We start from the raw sequence: 19,662 nt of genomic DNA on the forward strand, positions 1-19,662 counted from the left end.
GGTCTCGCCACGCTCCCCCCGCTGCTCCGCGGCTATCTGCGCCTCGGCGCCCGGGTGTGCGGGGCACCCGCCCACGACCCCGACTTCAACGTCGCCGACCTGTACGTACTGTTGTCGCTGCGCCGCACCGACCCGCGCTACCTGCGCCACTTCCTCGCCCTCGCCCCGCTGCGATGAACCCCTGGCTGCCCACCGCCCCCTGCACCCCGGGCACCTGCGCCGGTCACGACGGCCGGATACGGGGCCGCCCGGCCGCCGCGGCCCTGCTGCTCGCCGGATGCCTGTGGATCACGGCCGGGGCGCTGGGCGCACCGTTCGTGGCGGTGCTCGGCGCGGCACGGCGGGAACGGCTGATCCGGCGCTGGGCGTACGGCGTCGTGCGCGCCTTCGGGGTGCGGGTGCGGATCGTCGGCACACCGGCCGGCCCCGGCACGGCATCCGGGGCGGCGGGCACGCTCGTCGTCGCGAACCACATCTCCTGGCTGGACATCCCGCTGGTCGCGGCCGTGTTCCCCGGCCGGATGCTCGCCAAGAGCGAGATACGTGGCTGGCCGCTGCTCGGCCCGCTCGCCGCCCGGGGCGGCACACTCTTCGTCGAACGCGACCGACTGCGCGCACTGCCCACGACCGTGCGCACCATCGGCTCGGCGCTGCGAGGCGGTTCACGCGTGGTCGTCTTCCCGGAGGGCACCACCTGGTGCGGGCGCGGCTCCGGCGGCCGCTTCGCACCGGCCGCCTTCCAGGCCGCGATCGACGCGGGCGCCACGGTCCGGCCGGTACGTCTCAGCTACCGCGTCGAGCCGCCCCGGCCCACCGGAACGACCGGCCGGACCGGGCCCGTCAGTGGCTGCCGCCGGGCCGGTCACGAGAACACCGCACCGGCCGGTGCGGCCGCGTTCGTCGGGGACGATCCGCTCATCGCCTCACTGTGGCGGGTGGTGACGGCGGCGGGCCTGACCGCCGAGATCCGCGTACTTCCGCAGATCCCGGCGCCCGGCCGGCCGGACCGCCGCGACCTGGCCCGCCGGGCTCAGACCGCCATCGCCAACGAGAGCGCGAACCGGCCGCCGGAATCCGTCCACCACTGATCGAGCCGCAGCCCGGCCGCGTCCAGTTCCGCCCGGACCCCCTCCTTGCGGAACTTCGCCGAGACCTCCGTACGCAGTTCCTCGCCGGCCTCGAAGGGCACCACCAGATCCAGCTCCGGGATCTTCACGGTGTGTGCCCGACGGGCCCGCAGCCGCATCTCGATCCACTCGTGCTCCGGATCCCAGAGCGCCACATGGTCGAAGCCGGCGGGGTCGAAGTCCGCCCCCAGCTCCCGGTTCACGACCCGCAGCACGTTCCTGTTGAACTCCGCGGTCACCCCCGCCGCATCGTCGTACGCGGCGACCAGCACCTTCTCCTCCTTCACCAGGTCCGTGCCGAGCAGCAGCGCGTCGCCGGGGGAGAGCAGCGACCGTACCGACTTGAGGAACACCGCGCGCTCGGCGGGCAGCAGATTGCCGAGCGTGCCGCCCAGGAAGGCGATCAGTCTGGGTCCGGGCGTGCCCGGCAGCGCCAGACCACCCGTGAAATCGGCGATCAGGGCGTGCACGGACAGCTCGGGCCGTTGTGCGAGCAGGGCCTCGGCAGCCCCGCGCAGCGCGCTCTCGCTCACATCGACCGGTACGTAGCTGTGCAGTGCGTCCAGCGCGTCCAGCAGGTGCCGGGTCTTCTCCGACGAGCCGGAACCCAGCTCGATCAGGGTCCGTGCCCCGGCGGCCCGGGCGATCTCGTCGGCGCGGTCGATCAGGATCTCCCGCTCGGCACGGGTCGGGTAGTACTCGGGCAGCCGGGTGATCTCCTCGAACAGCTCACTGCCGTGGGCGTCGTAGAACCACTTGGGCGGCAGTGTCTTCGGGTGCCGGGTCAGACCGTGCAGCACATCGGCGCGCAGCGCCGCGTCCGTCGCGTCCACCGGCAGGGTGCGGGTCAGCAGAAAGGGACTCACGCAGTGGGCTCCTTGAGCGGGGTCAGCAGAACGTCGGCACGGGTCGCCGTCAGCAAGGTGCGGTCGGGGACCGTGCGCCAGCGCGGATCGTCGTCGTAGGGCTCCGAGGCCACCACCGTGCGCAGACCGGGCTCGGCGAGGTACGACAGGGTGTCGCCCCAGGCCGTCGCCACGATCGTCGCGCCGTCGGTGAGCAGCAGATTCAGCCGCGATCCCGGCGCCGCGGCCGCCACGTCGACCACGGTGTCGGCGACGGCCTGCGGCAGTGGGTCGCCCACGGCCGCACGGTGCCGTACGAGGGCCCAGACGAGGGCCGAATCGCAGCGGGCGGTGAGGGCGAGCAGTTCGGCCGGTGGCAGGCCCGCGGCGAGCGGGGCCAAGGAGTGCGGCCAGCCCTGCACCACACCGTTGTGGCTGAACAGCAGCGGCCCGGCGGCGAACGGCGCGGCCGCCGCCTCGCCGTCGGCGTCCGCATGGGTGGCATCACGGACGGCGGCGAGCAGCGCCGTGCTGCGCACCACCCTGGTCAGGTCGGCGAAGGTCTGGTCGCCCCAGACCGGCCCCGGGCGCCGGTAGCGTCCGGGCACCGGATCGCCGTCCGCGTACCAGCCGACGCCGAAACCGTCGGCATTGACGGTCCCGTGCCGCTGCTCCCTCGGCTCCCAGGACTGGCGTACCAATGAGTGGGGCGGCCGGGTCAGCAGTTCGCCCAGCGGCACCATCGGCCCCAGGTAGGCGATATGACGGCACATCACATGTCCCTGGCGGTGCGGAAGCCGGAGAAGATCTGCCGTCGCACCGGCAGGTCCCAGTTGCGGAACGTACCCCGGCACGCCACCGGGTCCACGGCGAACGAACCGCCGCGCAGTACCTTGTGGTCCGGCCCGAAGAACACCTCGGAGTACTCGCGGTACGGGAACGGCGAGAAGCCGGGATGGGGGAGGAAGTCGCTCGACGTCCACTCCCACACATCACCGATCAACTGCCGGACGCCGCAAGGCGACTGTCCCCCCGGGTACGCGCCGGCCGGTGCGGGCCGCAGATGGCGCTGCCCCAGGTTCGCCAGCTCCGGGGACGGGTCCTCGTCGCCCCAGGGGTAGCGCCGCGAACGCCCCGACGCCGGGTCGTGGCGCGCCGCCTTCTCCCACTCCGCTTCCGTGGGCAGCCGTCGCCCGGCCCAACGGGCGTACGCATCGGCCTCGTACCAGCTGACGTGGAGCACCGGTTCGTTCGCGGGAACCTCCTCGGTGACCCCGAAGCGGCGGCGCAGCCACCGGCCGGCGTCCCGGTGCCAGAACAGGGGAGCGGCCAGCTCGTGCTCACGGACCATCTCCCACCCCCCGGGCCGCCACCAGCGCCGCTCGGTGTAGCCGCCGTCCTCGATGAACGCCTGGTACGCGCCGCAGGTGACCGGGGTCGTGTCGATGAAGAAGCCCGGTACGTCGCGCACATGCGCCGGGCGTTCGTTGTCCAGGGCCCACGGCTCGGTGGACGTCCCCATGGTGAACGGGCCGCCCGGGACGAGGACTTCGGCCGGCAGGCCGGCGGCGTCGGTGACGGCCGGCGGCACGGGCGCGGTCAGCACGGCCGTCCCCGAACTCAGCTGATGGGTGATCAGCATCGTTTCGTCGTGCTGCTGTTCGTGCTGGGCGATCATGCCGAAGGCGAACCCCGACCGCACCAGCGGACCGCCGCCGTCCAGCGCGGCACCGTCGAGGACGTCCAGGGCCCGGCCGCGTACCTCCGCGGCATATGTACGTGCCTCGGCGGGGGCCAGCAGCGGCAGCGAGGGGCGGGTCGCCCGGGGATGCTCGAAGGCGTCGTACAGCCCGTCGATCTCCGGGCGCATCGCCTCCCGCCCGGCCACCGCGCGCAGCAGCCACAGCTCCTCCTGGTTGCCGATGTGTGCGAGGTCCCAGACCAGCGGGGACATCAACGGCGAGTGCTGGGCGGTCAGTTCGTGGTCGTCCACACTGTCGGTGAGCAGCGCGGTGCGTTCCCGGGCGGTGAGCAGCGCGGCGAGGGCGCGCTGCCGCAGTGCCTCGGGGTCCGCCCCTTCGGGAGCGGAGCCGGTGGGTGTGGCGGAATCGGTCATGAGCGGGACCCCTCCCAGGGGCGGCCCGGACCACCGGGCGGGCCCGGCGCGAGCAGTTCGGGAAGATCGTCGGCCGGACATCGGCCCCGGGCCACGAAACGGTCGTTGAAGCCGGCCACGGCGTCCTGCACGGCGGTGGTGGCCCCCAACCGGGGCAGCGCCTCCAGTGCGGCCTCGAAGCAGGCCACCGCCGCCGCCCGCAGTTCGGGATCGGCCAGGCCGTCACGGGCGGCACCGACCCAGAGCGGATTGCGCGGCGCCGGCTCCGCCCCGGCCGTCTCGGCCAGCGGTTTCACGGTGCGGTACACGGTCTCGGCGGCCTCCGGGTCGTCGAACATGGCAGTGGTGACGGCGAGCGGCACCAGCCACCCGTCCGCACCGTGCTGGGCGTCGATCATGCGCAGCTCCAGATGGCCGCGCGGCCGCACGGGCGGGAAGAGCGTACTGATGTGGTAGTCGAGATCGGCGCGAACCGGTGGTCTCGGCGCGCCGGTACGGATCCATTCGCGAAACGTCAGCCGCTCCGGCACGGACCAGGGGCCGGTCTCCTCCCGGATGCACATCACCGGGGTGTCCAGCACATGGGTCGCCCAGGCGTCGCGCGGCGGCAGCAGGCCGGGCGGTGCCAGAGGCCGCCACGGATCGAGGTCGGCCCACAGCGACTGCCGGGCGGACCGCCAGGGGGTCGGGCGACCGTGCCGGAAGGAGGAGTTCGCGAATGCCGCCACCAGGACGGCGCCCAGCAGATGGGACAGCTGCCAGCGCCGCCCGTAGCCGAGCGGACCCGGTTCCTCCTCCCCGGCGTCCAGACACACCTGGACGGACGCGGTGGTGCACATCATGGCGCGACCGGCCGGTCCCGACCGGTCGAAGGCGACCTCCATGGCGTCGTAGCGGGGTTCGCGCAGCAGACGGCGTGGCGGGTGCCACGGATCGACGCCGAATCCCACCGGCACGAGACCCACCCCGTCCAGGGCGTCGCGTACCGCGGTGAGATCGTCGGCGGTGGCATCGATGCATGCCATCAGGGAGTCGGCCGGGCGCGAGCTGAGCTCCAGCTGGCCGCCGGGCTCGAAGGTGAGCGCCGCGCTCAGGGGCAGGCCCCGGACGATGCCGGCGGCCGCGTCGAGACGGTGGTGCGGTACCGGGACGTGAGGTCGATCCCGGTCGTGGATGAGCCATTCGAGTTCCACACCGACCTTGCGGGGCGGTCCCGTCTTGAAACAGATGCAGCGCAGTAAATCCTCGGCCTCGCCCTCGCCGAGCGGCGGGGGCTGGCCGGGCGGGCCGTGTTCCCAGGGGGTGTCGGACGACATGCCGGGCCTCCTCTTCTCGGTGCCTCCCCACCACCCAAACCCCTGCGGATGGATCGCACAAGAGTGCCCCTTCGGATCGGAAATCCGGTTGCGTCCATGCCGTCGGAGCGCCGAGCATGCCCCGTATGCACCACACGGGGGAGTACCGATGAGCGCACGACTGCGTGGCATCGCGCGTGAGACCGAGGCCATCGTCGAGGCCGGCCGCTACCGCACACCGGACGGGCGCGAGGTGAGCATCGAGCGCGCCCTGACCACCGCACTCTCGGGAACCAGGCTGTACGGCCCCGAGCCGGTGCCGGTCGCGGCGCTGGACTCCGACCGCACCACGGCCGTCGAGGTCACCGGCGAGAGCAGCCTGCGGGCGGCGCAACGGATGACCGGCGAGGGCCCCGGCAAGGTCGCCGTCCTGAACTACGCCTCCGCCCGCAATCCCGGCGGCGGCTACCTCAACGGCGCCCAGGCCCAGGAAGAGGCGCTGTGCCGGGGCTCCGCCCTGTACGCCACCCTGCTGCGCGCCCCCGACTACTACGCCCACCACCGGGCGGAACGCAGCGCCTTCTACACCGACCGGGTGATTCACTCACCGGGTGTGCCGGTGTTCCGCGACGACCGCGGGCGGCTGCTCGACACCCCGTACACTGCGGGTTTCCTCACCTCCCCGGCGCCCAACGCCGGAGTCATCGGCAGCCGCACCCCCGAGGAGGCCCACCGCATCCCCGCCGCGCTCGCCTCCCGGGCGGAGCGGGTGCTGGAGGTCGCGGCGGTACGCGGGTACCGCAGGCTGGTGCTGGGCGCCTGGGGCTGCGGGGTGTTCCGCAACGATCCGGCACAGGTGGCCGGGGTGTTCCGGGCGCTGCTCCTGGACGGCGGCAGGTTCGCCGGTCACTTCGAGCAGATCGTCTTCGGCATCCTCGACCGCAGCCCCGAAGCCACCACCCGGACCGCCTTCGAGCGGACGTTCGGCCGGGGCGAGGAGCACGGGCCGGAACGGGGCCGGGGCGAGGAGCACGGGTTGGGGCAGGGCCAGGGGCCCTACCTCCAGTCGTAGCGCTCCCGCAGCCGCCCGGCGACCAGGTCGAACCTGTCCCGGTCCAGCGCGCAGGCCTCGCGCCGCATGCCGTCCTCGTGCACCCGCAGGACCCGGTCCAGATCGACCCACGACGGCCGGCCGGAGCTGTCCCACGGGCCGGCCCCGAGCGCCACCCACTCGCGGTCCCGGTCGTGCTGCTTGCTGGAGAGCTGCACGGCGAGCAGCGTGCCCGTCTCCTCGCGGGCCACCACCAGAACCGGGCGGTCCTTGCCGCGCCCGTCGTTCTCCTCGAACGGCACCCACGTCCAGACGATCTCGCCGGGGTCGGGGTCGCCGTCCCGGTCGGGGGCGTACGAGGTGCGTACCGGCCCCACATCACGCGGGTCGGCCTCCGAGGTGGCGGTCGTGCCGGTGCGGCCGGGGAAGTCCGCCGAGGTGTCGATGCTGTCGTCACGGTGCTGGATGGTCATCCCCACACCGTATGACCTGTGCGGCCGAATCCGTGGAGCGGGGCCGGTGCGCGCCCGGATCGGGGGCACACCGGCCACCGCCGGCCGGGTCCGGTCAGGAAGGCGCGCCGTCCTCCTGATCACCCGTCACCGGGATCCGCCGTTTCTGCGGCGAGGCCCCAGTCCCCGGAGCCACCCCCGTTCACCCGCGGCACGGGTTCGGCCGGACCGCTCCGGCCCGTCGTCGCGGGCAACTGCCGGGCCGGGCCCGCACCCGTGCCGCTCATGGCAGCGCCTTCGCGAACATGTCCGACATGCCGTCGGCCCCGTTCGGCGGGCACCATGTGGTCCGCACTGCCGAAGGCACCCGCGCCCGCCCGGACGGTCTCCGGCCACTTCTCCGCCGGCTGCCGGGCGACGACCGCCTCCTGATTCTCCGCCGGGGCGGCGGCCCGCGCCTTGATCGCCCCGGCCGTCAAAAGGATCCGGCGCGGACCTCAACTCCCTTACACGGAAGTCAACTTGACCATGCGCGGCGGCAGATTTCCGAGCACCGTCACCACCGTGCCCACCTCGATCCGCTCCTTCGCGGACGCCGGATGAGCGAGAAAGTGCTCGGCGCCGCCCCGGATCCGTACCATCACCTCGCGGACCGGCCCCGGTCCCACCGTTCCGGTCACCCGGCCGATCAGCCCCGCCATCGAGGGTTCAGCCTTGCCCCGGAGCGTACCCACGCACGACAGGTCTGGAAGACTGCCCGACGCCATGAGCCAGTTACCGAACCAGCCCGCCCAACGCCCCGTCCCCACCAGCGCCGACGTAGCACGGCTCGCCGGGGTCTCCAGGGCCACCGTCTCGTACGTGCTGAACAACAGCCCCACCGTGCGGATCAGCGAATCCACCCGCGGCCGGGTCAGGGAGGCAGCCACCGAACTGGGTTACGTCCCGCACGCCGCGGCCCGCAGCCTGCGTGCCGGACACACCCGGATGGTGCTGCTGCCCACCGCGGCCTTCCCGACCGGCCCGCTCCACCACCGGTTCTTCCACGAACTGGAATCGGGGCTGCGCCGCCTCGACTACACCGTCGTCCAGTACGGCAGCACCGGCCTGGACCCCGACGACGCACCCCGCGCCTGGGCCGAACTGCGTCCCGTCGCCGTGATCGCCCCCGGCACTATCCCCCTCACCCCGCAGGGGGCAGGTCTGCTGAGACGATCCGGGGCCAAGGCCGTGATCACCCTCGGCCCCCGGCCGGTGCCCGGTGTCCACGCGCTGGTGATGGACCAACGGGAGGTCGGCAGCTGCGCGGTGGGCCTGCTGCTGGAGCGCGGACGGCGCAGGATCGGTGTGGTGATGCCCGAGGAGAGCGGCCTCGACCTGTTCGCCGAACCCCGGCTGACCGGGGCCCGGCAGGCCGCCCGGCCCCACGGGGCCCGGATCGAGCCACTGCCGCTGCGGTACGAGGAGGAGTCGGCCGCCCGGCTCGCGGACCGCTGGCGCACCCTGGACCTCGACGCCGTGTTCGCCTACAACGACGAATACGCGATGCTCCTGATGCGGGCCCTTCAGGACGCGGGCATCGACGTGCCCCGCGAGACCGCCGTGGTCGGCGCCGACGATCTGATGCTGGGCAGGCTGTTGCGGCCCCGGCTCAGCACCGTACGGATGGAGCTGGCCACGGCCCAGCCGCTGGCGGATCTCGTCGACCGGCTGGTGCGGCACCCCGGAGCCGCCCCCGAACACCACGACCTGCTGCGGGTCGGGGCGGTCGGGCGTGAATCCGCCTGAGGCGCCGGGAACGGGCCCGGCGGGCCGGACCGCACCGGGTGCCAGCGCGGCAACGTGCGCACCACCCGCCGCATGCCTAGCGTCATGACCATGAGCCATCCGCAGAGTTACGAGATCCTGCTGGTCCCGAGCATCGCCGAGGACGCCACCGCCGAGGGCGCCACCGTCGATGACGCCGAGCGCGACACCGCCGAGTCCGATGCCGCCGAACCCGATGACGTCGGGCCCGGCGGGGCCGTCCGCTCGGCCGTGGTGTCGGCGACCGGTGAGACGGGGGCGTCGGGTTACCCCCGGTACTCCGGCGAGGGCATCGTCGCGGACATCGACCCCGAGACACACACGGTGGAGGCCCTGCTGGTCGACGGCGCCGAGCTGTCCTTCGGCCTCTCGGCCAGGATCCGGGAGAGGGAAGCCGGAGCCGACGCGGACCGCTGAGGCCGAACCAGGCGCTCCCGGGCCCGGCCGGCCACGGCCGGACACGACGAAGGACCCGGCCCGCCCGGCCGGGCCCCTCACCCGCGCGCAACGCGCAGGACGTGGAAAACCAGGACATGGAAAACGGGGAGCCAAGGAGGCTCCGGCAGCGTACGGCGCCTACTGCCCGTCCTTCTGCTGCCCCTCGATGGACTTGCGGACCTCGTCCATGTCCAGCTTCCGCGCCTGCCCGATCACATCCTCCAACGCCGCCTCCGGCAGCGCTCCGGGCTGCGCGAACACCGCCACGTTCTCCCGGACGATCATCAGCGTGGGAATGGAACGGATCTCGAAGGCCGCCGCCAGCTCCTGCTGTGCCTCCGTGTCGACCTTGGCGAAGACCAGGTCGTCGTGGCGCTCCGAAGCCGCGTCGTAGACCGGCGCGAACTGCCGGCACGGGCCGCACCAGGAAGCCCAGAAGTCGATCAGGACGAAGTCGTTGTCGCTGACGACCTGATCGAAGTTTTCCTTGGTGAGCTCAACGGTGCTCATTGTCTGTACCTCTTCCTGTGCCCGCTCGGATCTGTCCGAACAACGGTGCCTGCGCTTGCGCTATTCCGCCTGCCCATGTGGCCGCGGCGCACACCCACGACCAGACTGTCCCCATGACAGATCCTTCAGTGAACGCCGAGTACGACGTCGTGGTCATCGGAGCGGGTCCGGTGGGTGAGAACGTCGCCGACCGGGCCCGTGCGGCCGGGCTCAGCACCGCGGTCGTCGAGGTGGAGCTCATCGGCGGCGAATGCTCCTACTGGGCGTGCATGCCCAGCAAGGCCCTGCTGCGCCCGGTGGTGGCCCGCGCCGACGCCCGCCGCGTCCCGGGCCTCAGCGAGGCCGTGCAGGGGCCGCTGGACACCGCGGCGGTCCTCGCCCACCGCGACGCGTACGCATCGCACTGGAAGGACGACGGACAGGTCGCCTGGCTGGAGGGCATCGGCGCGGACATCTACCGCGGCCGGGGCAGGCTCACCGGCACGAAGACGGTCTCCGTCACCGCGCCCGACGGCACCGAACACTTGCTCACCGCCCGCCACGCCGTTGCCGTCTGTACCGGCAGCCGCGCCGTCGTGCCCGACCTGCCGGGCATCGACGGGGTCCGCCCCTGGACCAGCCGGGAGGCGACGAGCGCCAAGAAGGTGCCCGGTCGCCTCGTGATCGTCGGCGGCGGTGTGGTCGGTGTGGAGATGGCCACCGTCTGGCAGGCCCTCGGCGCCCGGGTGACGATGCTGATTCGCGGCAAGGGCCTGCTGCCGAAGATGGAGCCCTTCGCCGGCGAACTGGTCGGGCAGGCGCTCACCGAGGCGGGCGCCGACATCCGCACCGGGGCCTCGGTCGCCGCCGTGCGGCGCGCGGCCCCGGACGGCCCGGTCACCGTGGAGCTGGACGGCGGCGAACAGATCGAGGCCGACGAGATCCTCTTCGCCACCGGCCGGGCCCCGCGCACCGAAGACCTCGGACTGGAGACGGTGGGCCTGGAGCCCGGCACCTGGCTCACCGTCGACGACAGCTGCCGCGTGGACGGCATGCCCTGGCTCTACGCCGTCGGCGACGTCAACCACCGGGCGCTCCTCACCCACCAGGGCAAGTACCAGGCACGCATCGCGGGCGCCGCGATCGCCGCCCGTGCCGCCGGCGCACCACTGCTGGAGACCGACCGCTGGGGCGCCCACGCGGCCACCGCCGACCACGCGGCCGTCCCCCAGGTCGTCTTCACCGACCCGGAGGCCGCCTCGGTCGGCCTCACCCTCGCCGAGGCCGAACGGGCCGGCCACCGGGTCCGGGCCGTCGATCACGACCTCGCGGCGGTGGCCGGCTCCGGCCTGTACGCGGACGGATACCGGGGGCGCGCCCGCATGATCGTGGACCTCGACCGGGAGACGCTGCTCGGCGTCACGTTCGTGGGGCCGGGCATCGGCGAGCTGCTGCACTCGGCGACGATCGCGGTCGCGGGCGAGGTCCCCGTCCACCGGCTGTGGCACGCCGTTCCCGCGTACCCGACGATCAGCGAGGTCTGGCTGCGCCTGCTGGAGTCCTACCGGGACGCGTAGGCCCGCGCTGCGGGCCCGGCGGTGGCCGGTGACCGGTAGCCCGTGACAGGCGACAGGCGACAGGCGACAGGCGACAGGCGACCGGTAACCCGTGACAGGCGACCGGTGACCGGTGACAGGTCACCGGTCGCCTGTCACCGGTCCGGCGAGCCACCGGCGGATCGTGCGGGCCGTGCCCGCCGTGCGGGCCGTGCCCGCCGTGCGGGCCGTGCGGGCCGTGCGGGCCGTGCGGGCCGTGCGGGCCGTGCGGTCAGGCCGGCGGCCGGAGATCGCTGGTGGTGACCCGCACGTGGTCGACGACGAGCTGCTGCGGGAAGGAGGTGCCGCCGTCGGGGTCGCCCGGCCAGTAGCCACCCACCGCGAGGTTGAGGATCAGGAAGAAGGGCTTGTCGAACACCCAGCTGTTGCCGCCCAGGTCGGCGGGCGTACGGCGCTGGTAGACGTTTCCGTCCACGGACCAGGTCACCGAGCCGGGAGCCCAGTCGACGGCGAAGGTGTGGAAGTCGTCGGCGAACGCCTGGCCGCCCGGCAGGGTGTACGCGGCGCCGATGCCGCCCGCGCCGGAGTAGCCCGGACCGTGCAACGTGCCGTGGACCGTGGACGGTTCGAAGCCGACATTCTCCATGATGTCGATCTCGCCCGAGTTCGGCCAGCCGACCTGACCGATGTCGTCGCCCAGCATCCAGAAGGCCGGCCACATGCCCTGGCCGCGCGGCACCTTCATCCTCGCCTCGACGTGACCGAACGTCTGGGTGAACTTGCCGGAGGTGTTCAGCCGGGCCGAGGTGTACTCGCAAGTCCCGTACCAGCACTGGTAGTTGTTCGGGTTCTCGCGGCGCGCGGTGATGACCAGATGGCCCTGGCCGTCGAGTGCCGCGTTGTTGTTCCCGGCCGTGTAGTACTGCCGTTCATGGTTGTTGACGTTGTCGCCGGTCTCGATCTGCCACTTGGCCCCGTCCACGGCGGCGCCCGCCGGGCCGTCGAAGTCGTCGGTGAAGGTGGCCGCGGTGGTGCGGGGTCCGGGGGCGGGCGCCCCGGAGGCGAGCGCGGACGAGGCGGAGACGAGAGCGAGCGCGGAGAGCGCGGCCGCCAGCAGACGGCGGGGAGAGGTCATGGGGGTCCTTCCCGTGCGGAGTGGAGCGAGCTCATGTCATGGCTATGACAAATGCCCGTTGTGGGGGAGCAGGGAGAGGTCTTGGTTCTTCATGCGATTTAAGAAGTGAACCAAGGGGCTGTCAATACCTTGGTACGGACCACACTTCTTGCATTCGATCGCCGCCGGACCGCTCGGGCTCGGGGCCTCATGACACGGCGCGCCGCGGCCCGGGACGGGCACCCGAACGGGCACCCGCCCCGGGCCGCGGAACCGTCGGAGGACCCTCAGCGGACCGTCCGGCCGGCGCCGCCGGGCAGAGTGGCCCGCACCTCGGCGGCCGCCGAAACGAGGTGTTGCAGCGAGGCGCACACCTCCGGCCAGCCCCGGGTCTTCAGACCGCAGTCGGGATTGACCCACAGCCGCTCGGCGGGAATCGCTTCCAGGCCCTTGCGCAGCAGGGCGGCCACCTCCCCGCCGCTCGGCACCCGGGGGGAGTGGATGTCGTACACGCCGGGGCCGACCTCCCTCGGGTAGCCCGTGGCCGCCAGCTCGTCGGCCACCCGCATGTGCGAGCGGGCCGCCTCCAGGCTGATCACATCCGCGTCCAGGTCGTCGATCGCCCGGACGATGTCGCCGAACTCCGCGTAGCACATGTGCGTATGGATCTGGGTGTCCGGGCGTACGCCGCAGGTGGCCAGCCGGAACGACTCGGTCGCCCAGGCCAGGTACCCGGCTCGGTCGGCGGCCCGCAGGGGCAGCGACTCGCGCAGCGCGGGCTCGTCCACCTGGATCACCGAACTGCCCGCCGACTCCAGGTCGTTCACCTCGTCCCGCAGTGCGAGGGCGATCTGGCGCGCGGTCTCGCCGAGCGGCTGGTCGTCACGGACGAAGGACCAGGCGAGCATGGTGACGGGGCCGGTGAGCATGCCCTTGACCGGCCGGCCGGTGAGCGACTGCGCGTACGTCGTCCAGCGGACCGTCATCGGCTCCGGGCGCGCGATGTCCCCGGCCAGGATCGGCGGCCGCACATACCGGGTGCCGTACGACTGGACCCAGCCGTGCCGGGTGGCGAGGCAGCCGGTGAGCCGTTCGGCGAAGTACTGCACCATGTCGTTGCGTTCCGGCTCCCCGTGCACCAGCACATCGATGCCCGCAGCCTCCTGGAACGCGATCACTTCCTGGATCTCGGCCTCGATGCGCTTGTCGTACGCGGCCGCGTCGATGTGCCCCGCCGTCAGGTCGGCTCGTGCGGTGCGCAGTTGAGAGGTCTGCGGGAACGAGCCGATCGTGGTCGTCGGCAGCAGCGGTAGCCGGAGCCGGGCGCGCTGGGCCACCGCCCTTTGCGGATAGGGCAGTTCACGGTGCGAGTCGGCCTCCGTGACGGCCGAGGCGCGGGCCCGTACCGCCGGATCGTGGGTGATCGCGGAGCCCGCCCGGGAGGCCAGGTCGGCGCGGTTGGCGACGAGTTCGGCGGCGATCGATGCGGTGCCCCGGGCAAGCCCCCTGGCGAGCGTGGCGATCTCGGCCGACTTCTGCCGGGCGAAGGCCAGCCAGCGCCCCACCTGCGGGTCGATGTCGCGCTCGGCGGCCAGGTCGAGAGGCACGTGCAGCAGCGAGCAGGAGGCCGCCACATCGACCCGGCCGGCCAGACCGAGCAGGGTGCCTAGGGTGGCCAGGGACTGCTGGAGGTCGTTGATCCACACGTTGCGGCCGTCGACGACCCCGGCGACCAGCCGCCTGCCCGGCAGACCCCCGACCCCGGCGAGATCCCGCAGATTGGCGGCGGCCGGACCGGTGAAGTCCATGGCGAGGCCCTCGACCGGAGACTTCGCCAGTACGGCGAGTGCGTCACCGAGCCGGTCGAAGTACGAGGCGACCAGAAGCCGCGGCCGGTCGGCAAGCGCACCGAGATCGCGGTAGGCACGTGCGACGGCGTTCAGCTCCGCGGGGGAACGGTCCTGCACCAGCGCGGGCTCGTCGAGCTGAACCCACTGGGCACCGGCCGCACGCAGATCGGCCAGCACCTCGGCGTACACCGGCAGCAGCCGGTCGAGCAGGGTCAGCGGTTCGAAGTCGGCGGCGACACCGGGAGCGGGCTTGGCCAGCAGCAGATAGGTCACCGGACCCACCAGCACCGGCCTGGCGTCGTGCCCGAGCGCCAGCGCCTCCCCGAACTCCCGGACCTGCTTGGTGGAGTCGGCGGCGAAGACGGTGTCGGGGCCGAGCTCCGGCACCAGATAGTGGTAATTCGTGTCGAACCACTTGGTCATTTCGAGCGGCGCCACGTCCTGTGTCCCGCGCGCCATCGCGAAATAGCCGTCCAGCGCGTCGGCCGCGACGGCCGCACGGTGCCGGACGGGCACGGCACCGACCATCACGCTGGTGTCCAGCACATGGTCGTAGTACGAGAAGTCACCGGTCGGGACCTCGTGGATGCCGTCCTCGGCAAGCCGTCGCCAGTTGGCGCGGCGCAGTTCTTCGGCGGTCTCCCGGAGGGCGGCTGCGGTGACGCGGCCCTTCCAGTAGCCCTCGACGGCCTTCTTCAGTTCCCGGTCGCCCCCTTGGCGGGGGTAGCCGTACACGGTGGCCCGGGCTGCCGCGACTGCGGACTCGGTGGTCACGTGACTCTCCTTCGCGAGCGTGTCCTGGTACGACCCCGGGACGGATCGCAGACGCGAAGGGATGACGGACCGGGCGGATCCGCGGCGCCGTGCCGACGCGCGTGACCTGCTCGATATGTACGCCGACCCGCCCACGAGGTCACCGGGATCACCGTGCGCGTCCGACGCGCACGGGCAGTGGCAGGTCTTCGGACTCGTGGGCGCGTCCCGCGTACGAGACACCTACTGGCCGTCGCTTCCCGGACCCGTCGGGTCCAGTGCTCGATGACGGCGGTCGTTCCCACTCACCGCTGCGGGGCAGTCCCGGATTCCCACCGGGTTCCCTCTTGCGACGCGCCTGCCTGGCGGACAGGGCGAACCAGCTGCACCCACCACCATAGGGGGTAGCTCCGGATCCCGGACAGCGCATTCGGATCGGCGGGATCGGCGGGATCGGCGGGGCCGACCGGATCGCAGGCCGGATCGGATCGGCCGCCCGGATCGGATCGGCCGCCCGGATCGGATCGGTCGGATCGGATCGGTCGGATCAGACGGCGGGGCCGGTCGCGGGGGACAGTTGCTGCCCGCACCGCAGGTTCCACCGACCGGAACGGCCGCTGAGCGCGGTCAGCGTCAGCGGGGCGACGTCCAGCCGCCAGAACGCCTCCACCGGCAGCGCGAGTGCCCCGACGATCACCGCCCGCACCACCGCCGGCTCGACGATTGCCAGCACGCGGCTGCCCCCGCCGCCCTCGGCGGATTCCAGCGCGTCCAGCCAGCGTCCGGCCCGGGCGCAGAGTTCGAGCAGGGACTCGCCACCGTGCGGAGCCGCCGAAGGATCGGTCAGCCAGGACGACACCGCCTCCGGCTCGGCCGCGCTCACCGCCGCCAGCCGCCGACCGCTCCACCGGCCCATGTCCCAGCCCTGCACGGTGGGTTCGGGTCCGGCCCGCAGCCCCAGCGCGTCGGCGGTCCCGGCACATCGTTCGGACGGCCCGCGCAGATACCGGTCGGCGTCCGGCACCGCTGCCGCGACCGCCTCCGCCCGGCGGACCCCGGCCGCGTCCAGCGGTGCGTCACCGTCGAAACGGGCCTCGCGCAGCGCGGCGTTGAGCGCCGGTGAGATCAACATCACCTGTACTGCCATGACCCGGTCAACTCCCTGAACTCTGGCCCCTCGGGTGTGCCCACCCTGGCATCCGGGCGGTCGGGCCCCGTCACCGGCACCATGGCGGCACCTGTCCCCAAGCGGTATGGTCACGGCGAACATGACGTAGGTGTGACGGAAGTCCGGTGAGAATCCGGCACGGTCGCGCCACTGTGAACCCGTACCTGTGCGGGAAGTCAGACCCAGCACCCACGTCTCAGGCACCACGATCGGGACGCGTGTTCCCTCAGGAGGTTCTGCCATGGCACAGACTGCTGCCCCCGCCACCGCCGTACCGGCGATCACCCCCATCTCCCTGAAGGCCATCGCCCCCTGGGCGGTCTTCTTCGGCATCCTCATGCTCGTACTGCTGTACTTCGTCGGCGCCGAGCAGGGCGCCACCGCGGTCATCTCCGGCGAAGGTGTCCACGAGTGGGTCCACGACGGCCGCCACCTCCTCGGTTTCCCCTGCCACTGACGTACCGTCCGATCCTGGGGAAACCACATGAACTCCATATCTGTCAGAGCCCTGCTCGTCCGCGGCATGCTGGCCGGCCTCGCCGCGGGCGCACTCGCTCTGCTGGTCGCCTACTTCCTCGGTGAGTCGCGTGTGGACGCGGCCATCGCCCTGGAGGAGGCGCACAGCCACCACCACGACGGCGGCGAGGAACTGGTCAGCCGCACCATGCAGTCCACCGCCGGCCTCGCCACCGGTGTACTGGTCTTCGGTGTCGCCATCGGCGGCATCGCCGCGCTCGTCTTCTGCTACGCCCTCGGCCGGATCGGCAGGTTCGGTCCGCGGGCCACGGCCGCGCTGATCGCGGGCGCGGCACTGCTGACGGTGTACGTCGTCCCGTTCCTGAAGTACCCGGCCAACCCGCCGGCCGTCGGCAACCCCGACACCATCGGCCCGCGCACCGCGCTGTTCTTCCTGATGGTCGCCCTCAGCGTGCTGCTGGCCGTCGCCGCCGTCATCCTCGGCAAACGGCTGGCTCCCCGGCTGGGCAACTGGAACGCGACGATCACGGCATCCGCCGCGTACGTCCTGGTGATCGGGTTCGCCTACGCGTTCCTGCCCTCGTACAACGAAGTCGGCAAGGACTTCCCGGCCTCCCTGCTCTGGGAGTTCCGACTGAGCACCCTCGCCGTGCAGACCACCCTCTGGGTGGCCTTCGGGCTCCTCTTCGGCCAGCTGACGGACCGGCTGCTCGCACCGAGGACCGGAGCCGTGACCACCGGAGGCAGCGGCGCGAACCGCCCCGCCACCGCGGCCGGCTGACCGGCATCACACGCGGGCGGAACGCCGGAACCCCGACGGGACCTCCCGTCGGGGTTCCGGCGTTCCCCCCGCACCGGCTTACTCCTCGGACCGCGGGCCCCAGTCGGTCCGGTAGTACTTCAGCCGCTCGTCCTGCTTCTCCAGACGCATGCCGACGGCTTCCATGACGCGCTGGGACGCGATGTTGTCCAGGTCGGTGTCACCGTGCACCCGACGCACCCCCTCCTCGCGGGCGAACAGCAGCAGGGCGCGCAACGCCTCGGAGGCGTAACCCATTCCCTGTGCCGAGGGGACGAGGCCGTAGCCGATCGTGACGTCCCCGTCCTCGTCCGGCGCGCCATGGAATCCCATGCCGCCGATCACCAGTCCGTCCGTGCGGCGACATATCTCGTACGAACAGAAGGGACTCGGATCGCCGGTCGTCGCACAGGTCTCCAGGAAGCGCTGGGCCGCGGACTTCTCCCCCGGGGACGGATAGCCGGGTGCCCAGCGGGCCCCTTCACCGGGCGTGCCGGAGATCACCCGCAGAGCGTCGGTGGCGTTCATCGGGCGGAGCAGGAGGCGAGAGGTCTCAAGATCGGTCATGAGCGAGTGACATATCACGCGGGACGAGCGCACGGCATCCGAAAATCGGCCGGGCGGCCGCCGGAGGCGTCGATTCCGATGCGCGTACGACGCCGAGCAGGGCGGCCGCCCTGCTCGGCCGCCCGTACCGTGCCCCTCCCGGACTCAGGTGCCCGACGGCCCCTGAGCGGCCGCCCCGTCCGGAGCGGAGCCGAAGTCCCCGGAGAGCGCCGCGGCCATCCGCAGATGACCGGCCGCCTCCGCACTCCGCCCCTGACGCTCAAGGGTGCGGCCGAGCATCAGCCGCGCGTAGTGCTCGACCGGGTCGCGCTCCAGCACCGCCCGCAGCTCCGTCTCGGCCTTGCCGAGCCGTGCCGAGTGGTAATAGGTCCGGGCCAGCAGCAGACGCGTCGACACCTGCTCCGGGACCTCCTCGACCAGTCCCTCCAGGATCCGGGCCGCGCTCATGTACTCCTTGGCCTCGAAGAACATCCGGGCACGGTCCCAGCGGTCGGCAGCCGTGCCGAACTCGAAGTAGGTGTCGCTCACTTGACCTCCTCAGTCACGGACCGCGCGGCTCCTGCCCCGCTCCGTCCGACCGGTGGCCGAGCCGCTGCCCGACCACCCTGTGACTGCCCCAACGGCGCACGGTGATTGAATATTCCACTAAATTGTCGGCGTGGGTACCGGCCCTCCCGGACCCGCTCGGGAATAGGTTGAGCGCCATGAGCAATCTCGATCGCCAGGCCGCACTCTCCGTCTGTGGAGGACGGGGTTTTGTCGTCGCCGAGCCCGTGCGTGAACTCCTCACCCCTCGCCACGTCCGGCTGGGCGAGTCCACCGAGGTCCGCAGACTGCTGCCCAACCTGGGCCGCCGGATGGTCGGCGCCTGGGCCTTCGTCGATCACTACGGTCCCGACGACATCGCGGACGAACCCGGGATGCAGGTCCCGCCGCACCCCCACATGGGCCTGCAGACGGTCAGCTGGCTGCACGACGGCGAGGTCCTGCACCGGGACAGCGTCGGCAGTCTGCGCACGATCCGCCCGCGCGAACTGGGGCTGATGACCTCCGGCCGGGCCATCAGCCACTCCGAGGAGAGCCCGAAGCCCCACGCGAGGTTCCTGCACGGCGCCCAGCTCTGGGTCGCCCTCCCGTCCGCCCACCGCCACGTCGAGCCCCACTTCCAGCACCACATCGACCTGCCGACCGTCTCCGCCCCGGGCCTCACCGCCACCCTGATCCTGGGCGAGCTGGACGGCGCCGCCTCGCCCGGCACCGCGTACACCCCGATCGTCGGCGCCGACCTCGCCCTGACCGCCGGCGCCGAGGCCCGGCTGCCGCTGGACCCGGACTTCGAGTACGCGGTGCTCTCCATGTCCGGCAGCGCCGAGGTCGACGGCGTGCCCGTGCAGCCCGGCTCCATGCTCTACCTCGGCTGCGGCCGTTCCGAACTCCCGCTGCGCGCGGACAGCGACGCGGGCCTCATGCTCCTCGGCGGCGAACCCTTCGAGGAGGAGATCGTCATGTGGTGGAACTTCATCGGGCGCTCCCACGAGGAGATCGAGGAGGCCCGGCGGGCCTGGACGGAGACCTCGCGCTTCGGCGAGGTGAAGGGCTACGACGGCGACCGGCTGCCCGCCCCCGAACTTCCGCCCGGCCCCCTCAAGCCGCGTGGCCGGGTGCGCTGACGTGGCCTTCTGTGGGCGGCGCCGGCTCGCGAGCCAGTGAGCCGGCGCTGGTTGCGGCACCTCGGGCGGTATCGAACGAACCGGCCATC

The 19,662-nt window shown here is 72.4% G+C and carries 20 protein-coding genes, 2 pseudogenes and 1 riboswitch; of the genes and pseudogenes, 9 read left to right on the top strand and 13 right to left on the bottom strand.

What is annotated here, in order from left to right:
* Both AADR41_RS13310 and AADR41_RS13315 read left to right on the top strand, forming a co-directional pair.
* Positions 1 to 177 (top strand): annotated as a pseudogene (locus AADR41_RS13310) (GNAT family N-acetyltransferase); the annotation flags it as partial.
* The gene (locus AADR41_RS13315; RefSeq protein ID WP_342281576.1) at positions 174 to 1,088 is read left to right on the top strand and encodes a lysophospholipid acyltransferase family protein; all 915 of its coding nucleotides are present in this window, start codon (positions 174 to 176) and stop codon (positions 1,086 to 1,088) included. The pseudogene AADR41_RS13310 and the gene AADR41_RS13315, both read left to right, overlap by 4 nt.
* On the opposite strand, the gene egtD is transcribed toward AADR41_RS13315, so the two are convergent.
* The 4 genes from egtD to egtA are packed head-to-tail and all read right to left on the bottom strand — an operon-like array spanning position 1,031 to position 5,404.
* The gene (gene egtD, locus AADR41_RS13320; protein ID WP_342281577.1) at positions 1,031 to 1,993 is read right to left on the bottom strand and encodes an L-histidine N(alpha)-methyltransferase; all 963 of its coding nucleotides are present in this window, start codon (positions 1,991 to 1,993) and stop codon (positions 1,031 to 1,033) included. The genes AADR41_RS13315 and egtD overlap by 58 nt on opposite strands.
* Positions 1,990 to 2,745: an ergothioneine biosynthesis protein EgtC gene (gene egtC, locus AADR41_RS13325; RefSeq protein ID WP_342281578.1), complete on the bottom strand. Its 756-nt coding sequence runs from the start codon at positions 2,743 to 2,745 to the stop codon at positions 1,990 to 1,992. The genes egtD and egtC overlap by 4 nt, the downstream gene beginning before the upstream one ends.
* Positions 2,745 to 4,088: an ergothioneine biosynthesis protein EgtB gene (egtB, locus tag AADR41_RS13330; protein WP_342281579.1), complete on the bottom strand. Its 1,344-nt coding sequence runs from the start codon at positions 4,086 to 4,088 to the stop codon at positions 2,745 to 2,747. Before egtB ends, egtC begins: the two co-directional genes overlap by 1 nt.
* Positions 4,085 to 5,404: an ergothioneine biosynthesis glutamate--cysteine ligase EgtA gene (gene egtA / locus AADR41_RS13335; RefSeq protein ID WP_342281580.1), complete on the bottom strand. Its 1,320-nt coding sequence runs from the start codon at positions 5,402 to 5,404 to the stop codon at positions 4,085 to 4,087. The genes egtB and egtA overlap by 4 nt, the downstream gene beginning before the upstream one ends.
* 148 nt (positions 5,405 to 5,552) lie before the next feature.
* On the opposite strand from egtA, the gene AADR41_RS13340 reads away from it, so the two are divergent.
* Positions 5,553 to 6,455, top strand: a complete 903-nt coding sequence (locus AADR41_RS13340; RefSeq protein ID WP_342281581.1) for a TIGR02452 family protein — start codon at positions 5,553 to 5,555, stop codon at positions 6,453 to 6,455.
* Here AADR41_RS13340 and AADR41_RS13345 read toward each other — a convergent pair.
* The 3 genes and pseudogenes from AADR41_RS13345 to AADR41_RS13355 all read right to left on the bottom strand — a co-directional run bounded on the left by AADR41_RS13345 (position 6,440) and on the right by AADR41_RS13355 (position 7,587).
* A complete protein-coding gene (locus AADR41_RS13345) occupies positions 6,440 to 6,907 on the bottom strand; it encodes a type II toxin-antitoxin system PemK/MazF family toxin (RefSeq protein WP_342281582.1) in 468 nt (155 codons plus the stop codon). The two genes, AADR41_RS13340 and AADR41_RS13345, sit on opposite strands and share 16 nt — an antisense overlap.
* Positions 6,908 to 7,026: 119 nt before the next feature.
* Positions 7,027 to 7,368, bottom strand: a pseudogene (locus tag AADR41_RS13350) (hypothetical protein); the annotation flags it as partial.
* Between the two features lie 24 nt (positions 7,369 to 7,392).
* The gene (locus AADR41_RS13355) at positions 7,393 to 7,587 is read right to left on the bottom strand and encodes a hypothetical protein (RefSeq protein ID WP_342281626.1); all 195 of its coding nucleotides are present in this window, start codon (positions 7,585 to 7,587) and stop codon (positions 7,393 to 7,395) included.
* Between the two features lie 64 nt (positions 7,588 to 7,651).
* On the opposite strand from AADR41_RS13355, the gene AADR41_RS13360 reads away from it, so the two are divergent.
* Positions 7,652 to 8,674: a LacI family DNA-binding transcriptional regulator gene (locus AADR41_RS13360; RefSeq protein ID WP_342281583.1), complete on the top strand. Its 1,023-nt coding sequence runs from the start codon at positions 7,652 to 7,654 to the stop codon at positions 8,672 to 8,674.
* Positions 8,675 to 8,764: 90 nt separating this feature from the next.
* Positions 8,765 to 9,109, top strand: a complete 345-nt coding sequence (locus AADR41_RS13365) for a hypothetical protein (protein WP_342281584.1) — start codon at positions 8,765 to 8,767, stop codon at positions 9,107 to 9,109.
* Between the two features lie 159 nt (positions 9,110 to 9,268).
* Here AADR41_RS13365 and trxA read toward each other — a convergent pair whose 3' ends face one another.
* Positions 9,269 to 9,640: a thioredoxin gene (gene trxA, locus AADR41_RS13370; protein WP_342281585.1), complete on the bottom strand. Its 372-nt coding sequence runs from the start codon at positions 9,638 to 9,640 to the stop codon at positions 9,269 to 9,271.
* Between the two features lie 113 nt (positions 9,641 to 9,753).
* Between trxA and AADR41_RS13375 the strand changes: the two genes are divergently transcribed.
* Positions 9,754 to 11,196, top strand: a complete 1,443-nt coding sequence (locus tag AADR41_RS13375) for a dihydrolipoyl dehydrogenase family protein (RefSeq protein WP_342281586.1) — start codon at positions 9,754 to 9,756, stop codon at positions 11,194 to 11,196.
* Between the two features lie 250 nt (positions 11,197 to 11,446).
* On the opposite strand, the gene AADR41_RS13380 is transcribed toward AADR41_RS13375, so the two are convergent.
* The 3 genes from AADR41_RS13380 to AADR41_RS13390 form a co-directional block, all read right to left on the bottom strand.
* Positions 11,447 to 12,310: a glycoside hydrolase family 16 protein gene (locus tag AADR41_RS13380; protein ID WP_342281587.1), complete on the bottom strand. Its 864-nt coding sequence runs from the start codon at positions 12,308 to 12,310 to the stop codon at positions 11,447 to 11,449.
* 266 nt (positions 12,311 to 12,576) lie between these two features.
* Positions 12,577 to 14,913, bottom strand: coding sequence for a 5-methyltetrahydropteroyltriglutamate--homocysteine S-methyltransferase (gene metE, locus AADR41_RS13385; RefSeq protein ID WP_342281588.1), 2,337 nt, complete (start codon positions 14,911 to 14,913; stop codon positions 12,577 to 12,579).
* Positions 14,914 to 15,075: 162 nt separating this feature from the next.
* Positions 15,076 to 15,292, bottom strand: a riboswitch (cobalamin riboswitch).
* Positions 15,293 to 15,439: 147 nt separating this feature from the next.
* Positions 15,440 to 16,039: a histidine phosphatase family protein gene (locus AADR41_RS13390; RefSeq protein ID WP_342281589.1), complete on the bottom strand. Its 600-nt coding sequence runs from the start codon at positions 16,037 to 16,039 to the stop codon at positions 15,440 to 15,442.
* A 262-nt stretch (positions 16,040 to 16,301) separates the two neighbouring features.
* On the opposite strand from AADR41_RS13390, the gene AADR41_RS13395 reads away from it, so the two are divergent.
* Both AADR41_RS13395 and AADR41_RS13400 read left to right on the top strand, forming a co-directional pair.
* A complete protein-coding gene (locus tag AADR41_RS13395; RefSeq protein WP_124720415.1) occupies positions 16,302 to 16,517 on the top strand; it encodes a CbtB domain-containing protein in 216 nt (71 codons plus the stop codon).
* Between the two features lie 27 nt (positions 16,518 to 16,544).
* The gene (locus AADR41_RS13400; protein WP_342281590.1) at positions 16,545 to 17,318 is read left to right on the top strand and encodes a CbtA family protein; all 774 of its coding nucleotides are present in this window, start codon (positions 16,545 to 16,547) and stop codon (positions 17,316 to 17,318) included.
* A 78-nt stretch (positions 17,319 to 17,396) separates the two neighbouring features.
* On the opposite strand, the gene AADR41_RS13405 is transcribed toward AADR41_RS13400, so the two are convergent.
* Both AADR41_RS13405 and AADR41_RS13410 read right to left on the bottom strand, forming a co-directional pair.
* Complete coding sequence (locus tag AADR41_RS13405; protein ID WP_342281591.1) at positions 17,397 to 17,903, bottom strand: GNAT family N-acetyltransferase; 507 nt, start codon at positions 17,901 to 17,903, stop codon at positions 17,397 to 17,399.
* A 144-nt stretch (positions 17,904 to 18,047) separates the two neighbouring features.
* Positions 18,048 to 18,431 (bottom strand): tetratricopeptide repeat protein, encoded by a 384-nt coding sequence (locus tag AADR41_RS13410; protein ID WP_342281592.1) that lies wholly within the window; start codon positions 18,429 to 18,431, stop codon positions 18,048 to 18,050.
* 176 nt (positions 18,432 to 18,607) lie between these two features.
* Here AADR41_RS13410 and AADR41_RS13415 point away from each other — a divergent pair, with 176 nt between their 5' ends.
* Positions 18,608 to 19,573, top strand: coding sequence for a pirin family protein (locus AADR41_RS13415; RefSeq protein ID WP_342281593.1), 966 nt, complete (start codon positions 18,608 to 18,610; stop codon positions 19,571 to 19,573).
* Positions 19,574 to 19,662: the final 89 nt, after the last annotated feature.

Origin of the sequence: Streptomyces sp. CLV115, from assembly GCF_038448545.1 — a bacterium.
In the GTDB taxonomy this organism is placed as follows: domain Bacteria; phylum Actinomycetota; class Actinomycetes; order Streptomycetales; family Streptomycetaceae; genus Streptomyces; species Streptomyces sanglieri.

Excerpts from the sequence above, each read along its gene's own strand:
- AADR41_RS13315 (WP_342281576.1), top strand. The coding sequence starts at position 174 with ATGAACCCCTGGCTGCCCACCGCCCCCTGCACCCCGGGCACCTGCGCC.
- egtC (WP_342281578.1), bottom strand. The coding sequence starts at position 2,745 with ATGTGCCGTCATATCGCCTACCTGGGGCCGATGGTGCCGCTGGGCGAA.
- egtB (WP_342281579.1), bottom strand. The coding sequence starts at position 4,088 with ATGACCGATTCCGCCACACCCACCGGCTCCGCTCCCGAAGGGGCGGAC.
- egtA (WP_342281580.1), bottom strand. The coding sequence starts at position 5,404 with ATGTCGTCCGACACCCCCTGGGAACACGGCCCGCCCGGCCAGCCCCCG.
- AADR41_RS13340 (WP_342281581.1), top strand. The coding sequence starts at position 5,553 with ATGAGCGCACGACTGCGTGGCATCGCGCGTGAGACCGAGGCCATCGTC.
- AADR41_RS13345 (WP_342281582.1), bottom strand. The coding sequence starts at position 6,907 with ATGACCATCCAGCACCGTGACGACAGCATCGACACCTCGGCGGACTTC.
- AADR41_RS13355 (WP_342281626.1), bottom strand. The coding sequence starts at position 7,587 with ATGGCGGGGCTGATCGGCCGGGTGACCGGAACGGTGGGACCGGGGCCG.
- AADR41_RS13360 (WP_342281583.1), top strand. The coding sequence starts at position 7,652 with ATGAGCCAGTTACCGAACCAGCCCGCCCAACGCCCCGTCCCCACCAGC.
- AADR41_RS13365 (WP_342281584.1), top strand. The coding sequence starts at position 8,765 with ATGAGCCATCCGCAGAGTTACGAGATCCTGCTGGTCCCGAGCATCGCC.
- trxA (WP_342281585.1), bottom strand. The coding sequence starts at position 9,640 with ATGAGCACCGTTGAGCTCACCAAGGAAAACTTCGATCAGGTCGTCAGC.
- AADR41_RS13375 (WP_342281586.1), top strand. The coding sequence starts at position 9,754 with ATGACAGATCCTTCAGTGAACGCCGAGTACGACGTCGTGGTCATCGGA.
- AADR41_RS13380 (WP_342281587.1), bottom strand. The coding sequence starts at position 12,310 with ATGACCTCTCCCCGCCGTCTGCTGGCGGCCGCGCTCTCCGCGCTCGCT.
- AADR41_RS13390 (WP_342281589.1), bottom strand. The coding sequence starts at position 16,039 with ATGGCAGTACAGGTGATGTTGATCTCACCGGCGCTCAACGCCGCGCTG.
- AADR41_RS13395 (WP_124720415.1), top strand. The coding sequence starts at position 16,302 with ATGGCACAGACTGCTGCCCCCGCCACCGCCGTACCGGCGATCACCCCC.
- AADR41_RS13400 (WP_342281590.1), top strand. The coding sequence starts at position 16,545 with ATGAACTCCATATCTGTCAGAGCCCTGCTCGTCCGCGGCATGCTGGCC.
- AADR41_RS13405 (WP_342281591.1), bottom strand. The coding sequence starts at position 17,903 with ATGACCGATCTTGAGACCTCTCGCCTCCTGCTCCGCCCGATGAACGCC.
- AADR41_RS13415 (WP_342281593.1), top strand. The coding sequence starts at position 18,608 with ATGAGCAATCTCGATCGCCAGGCCGCACTCTCCGTCTGTGGAGGACGG.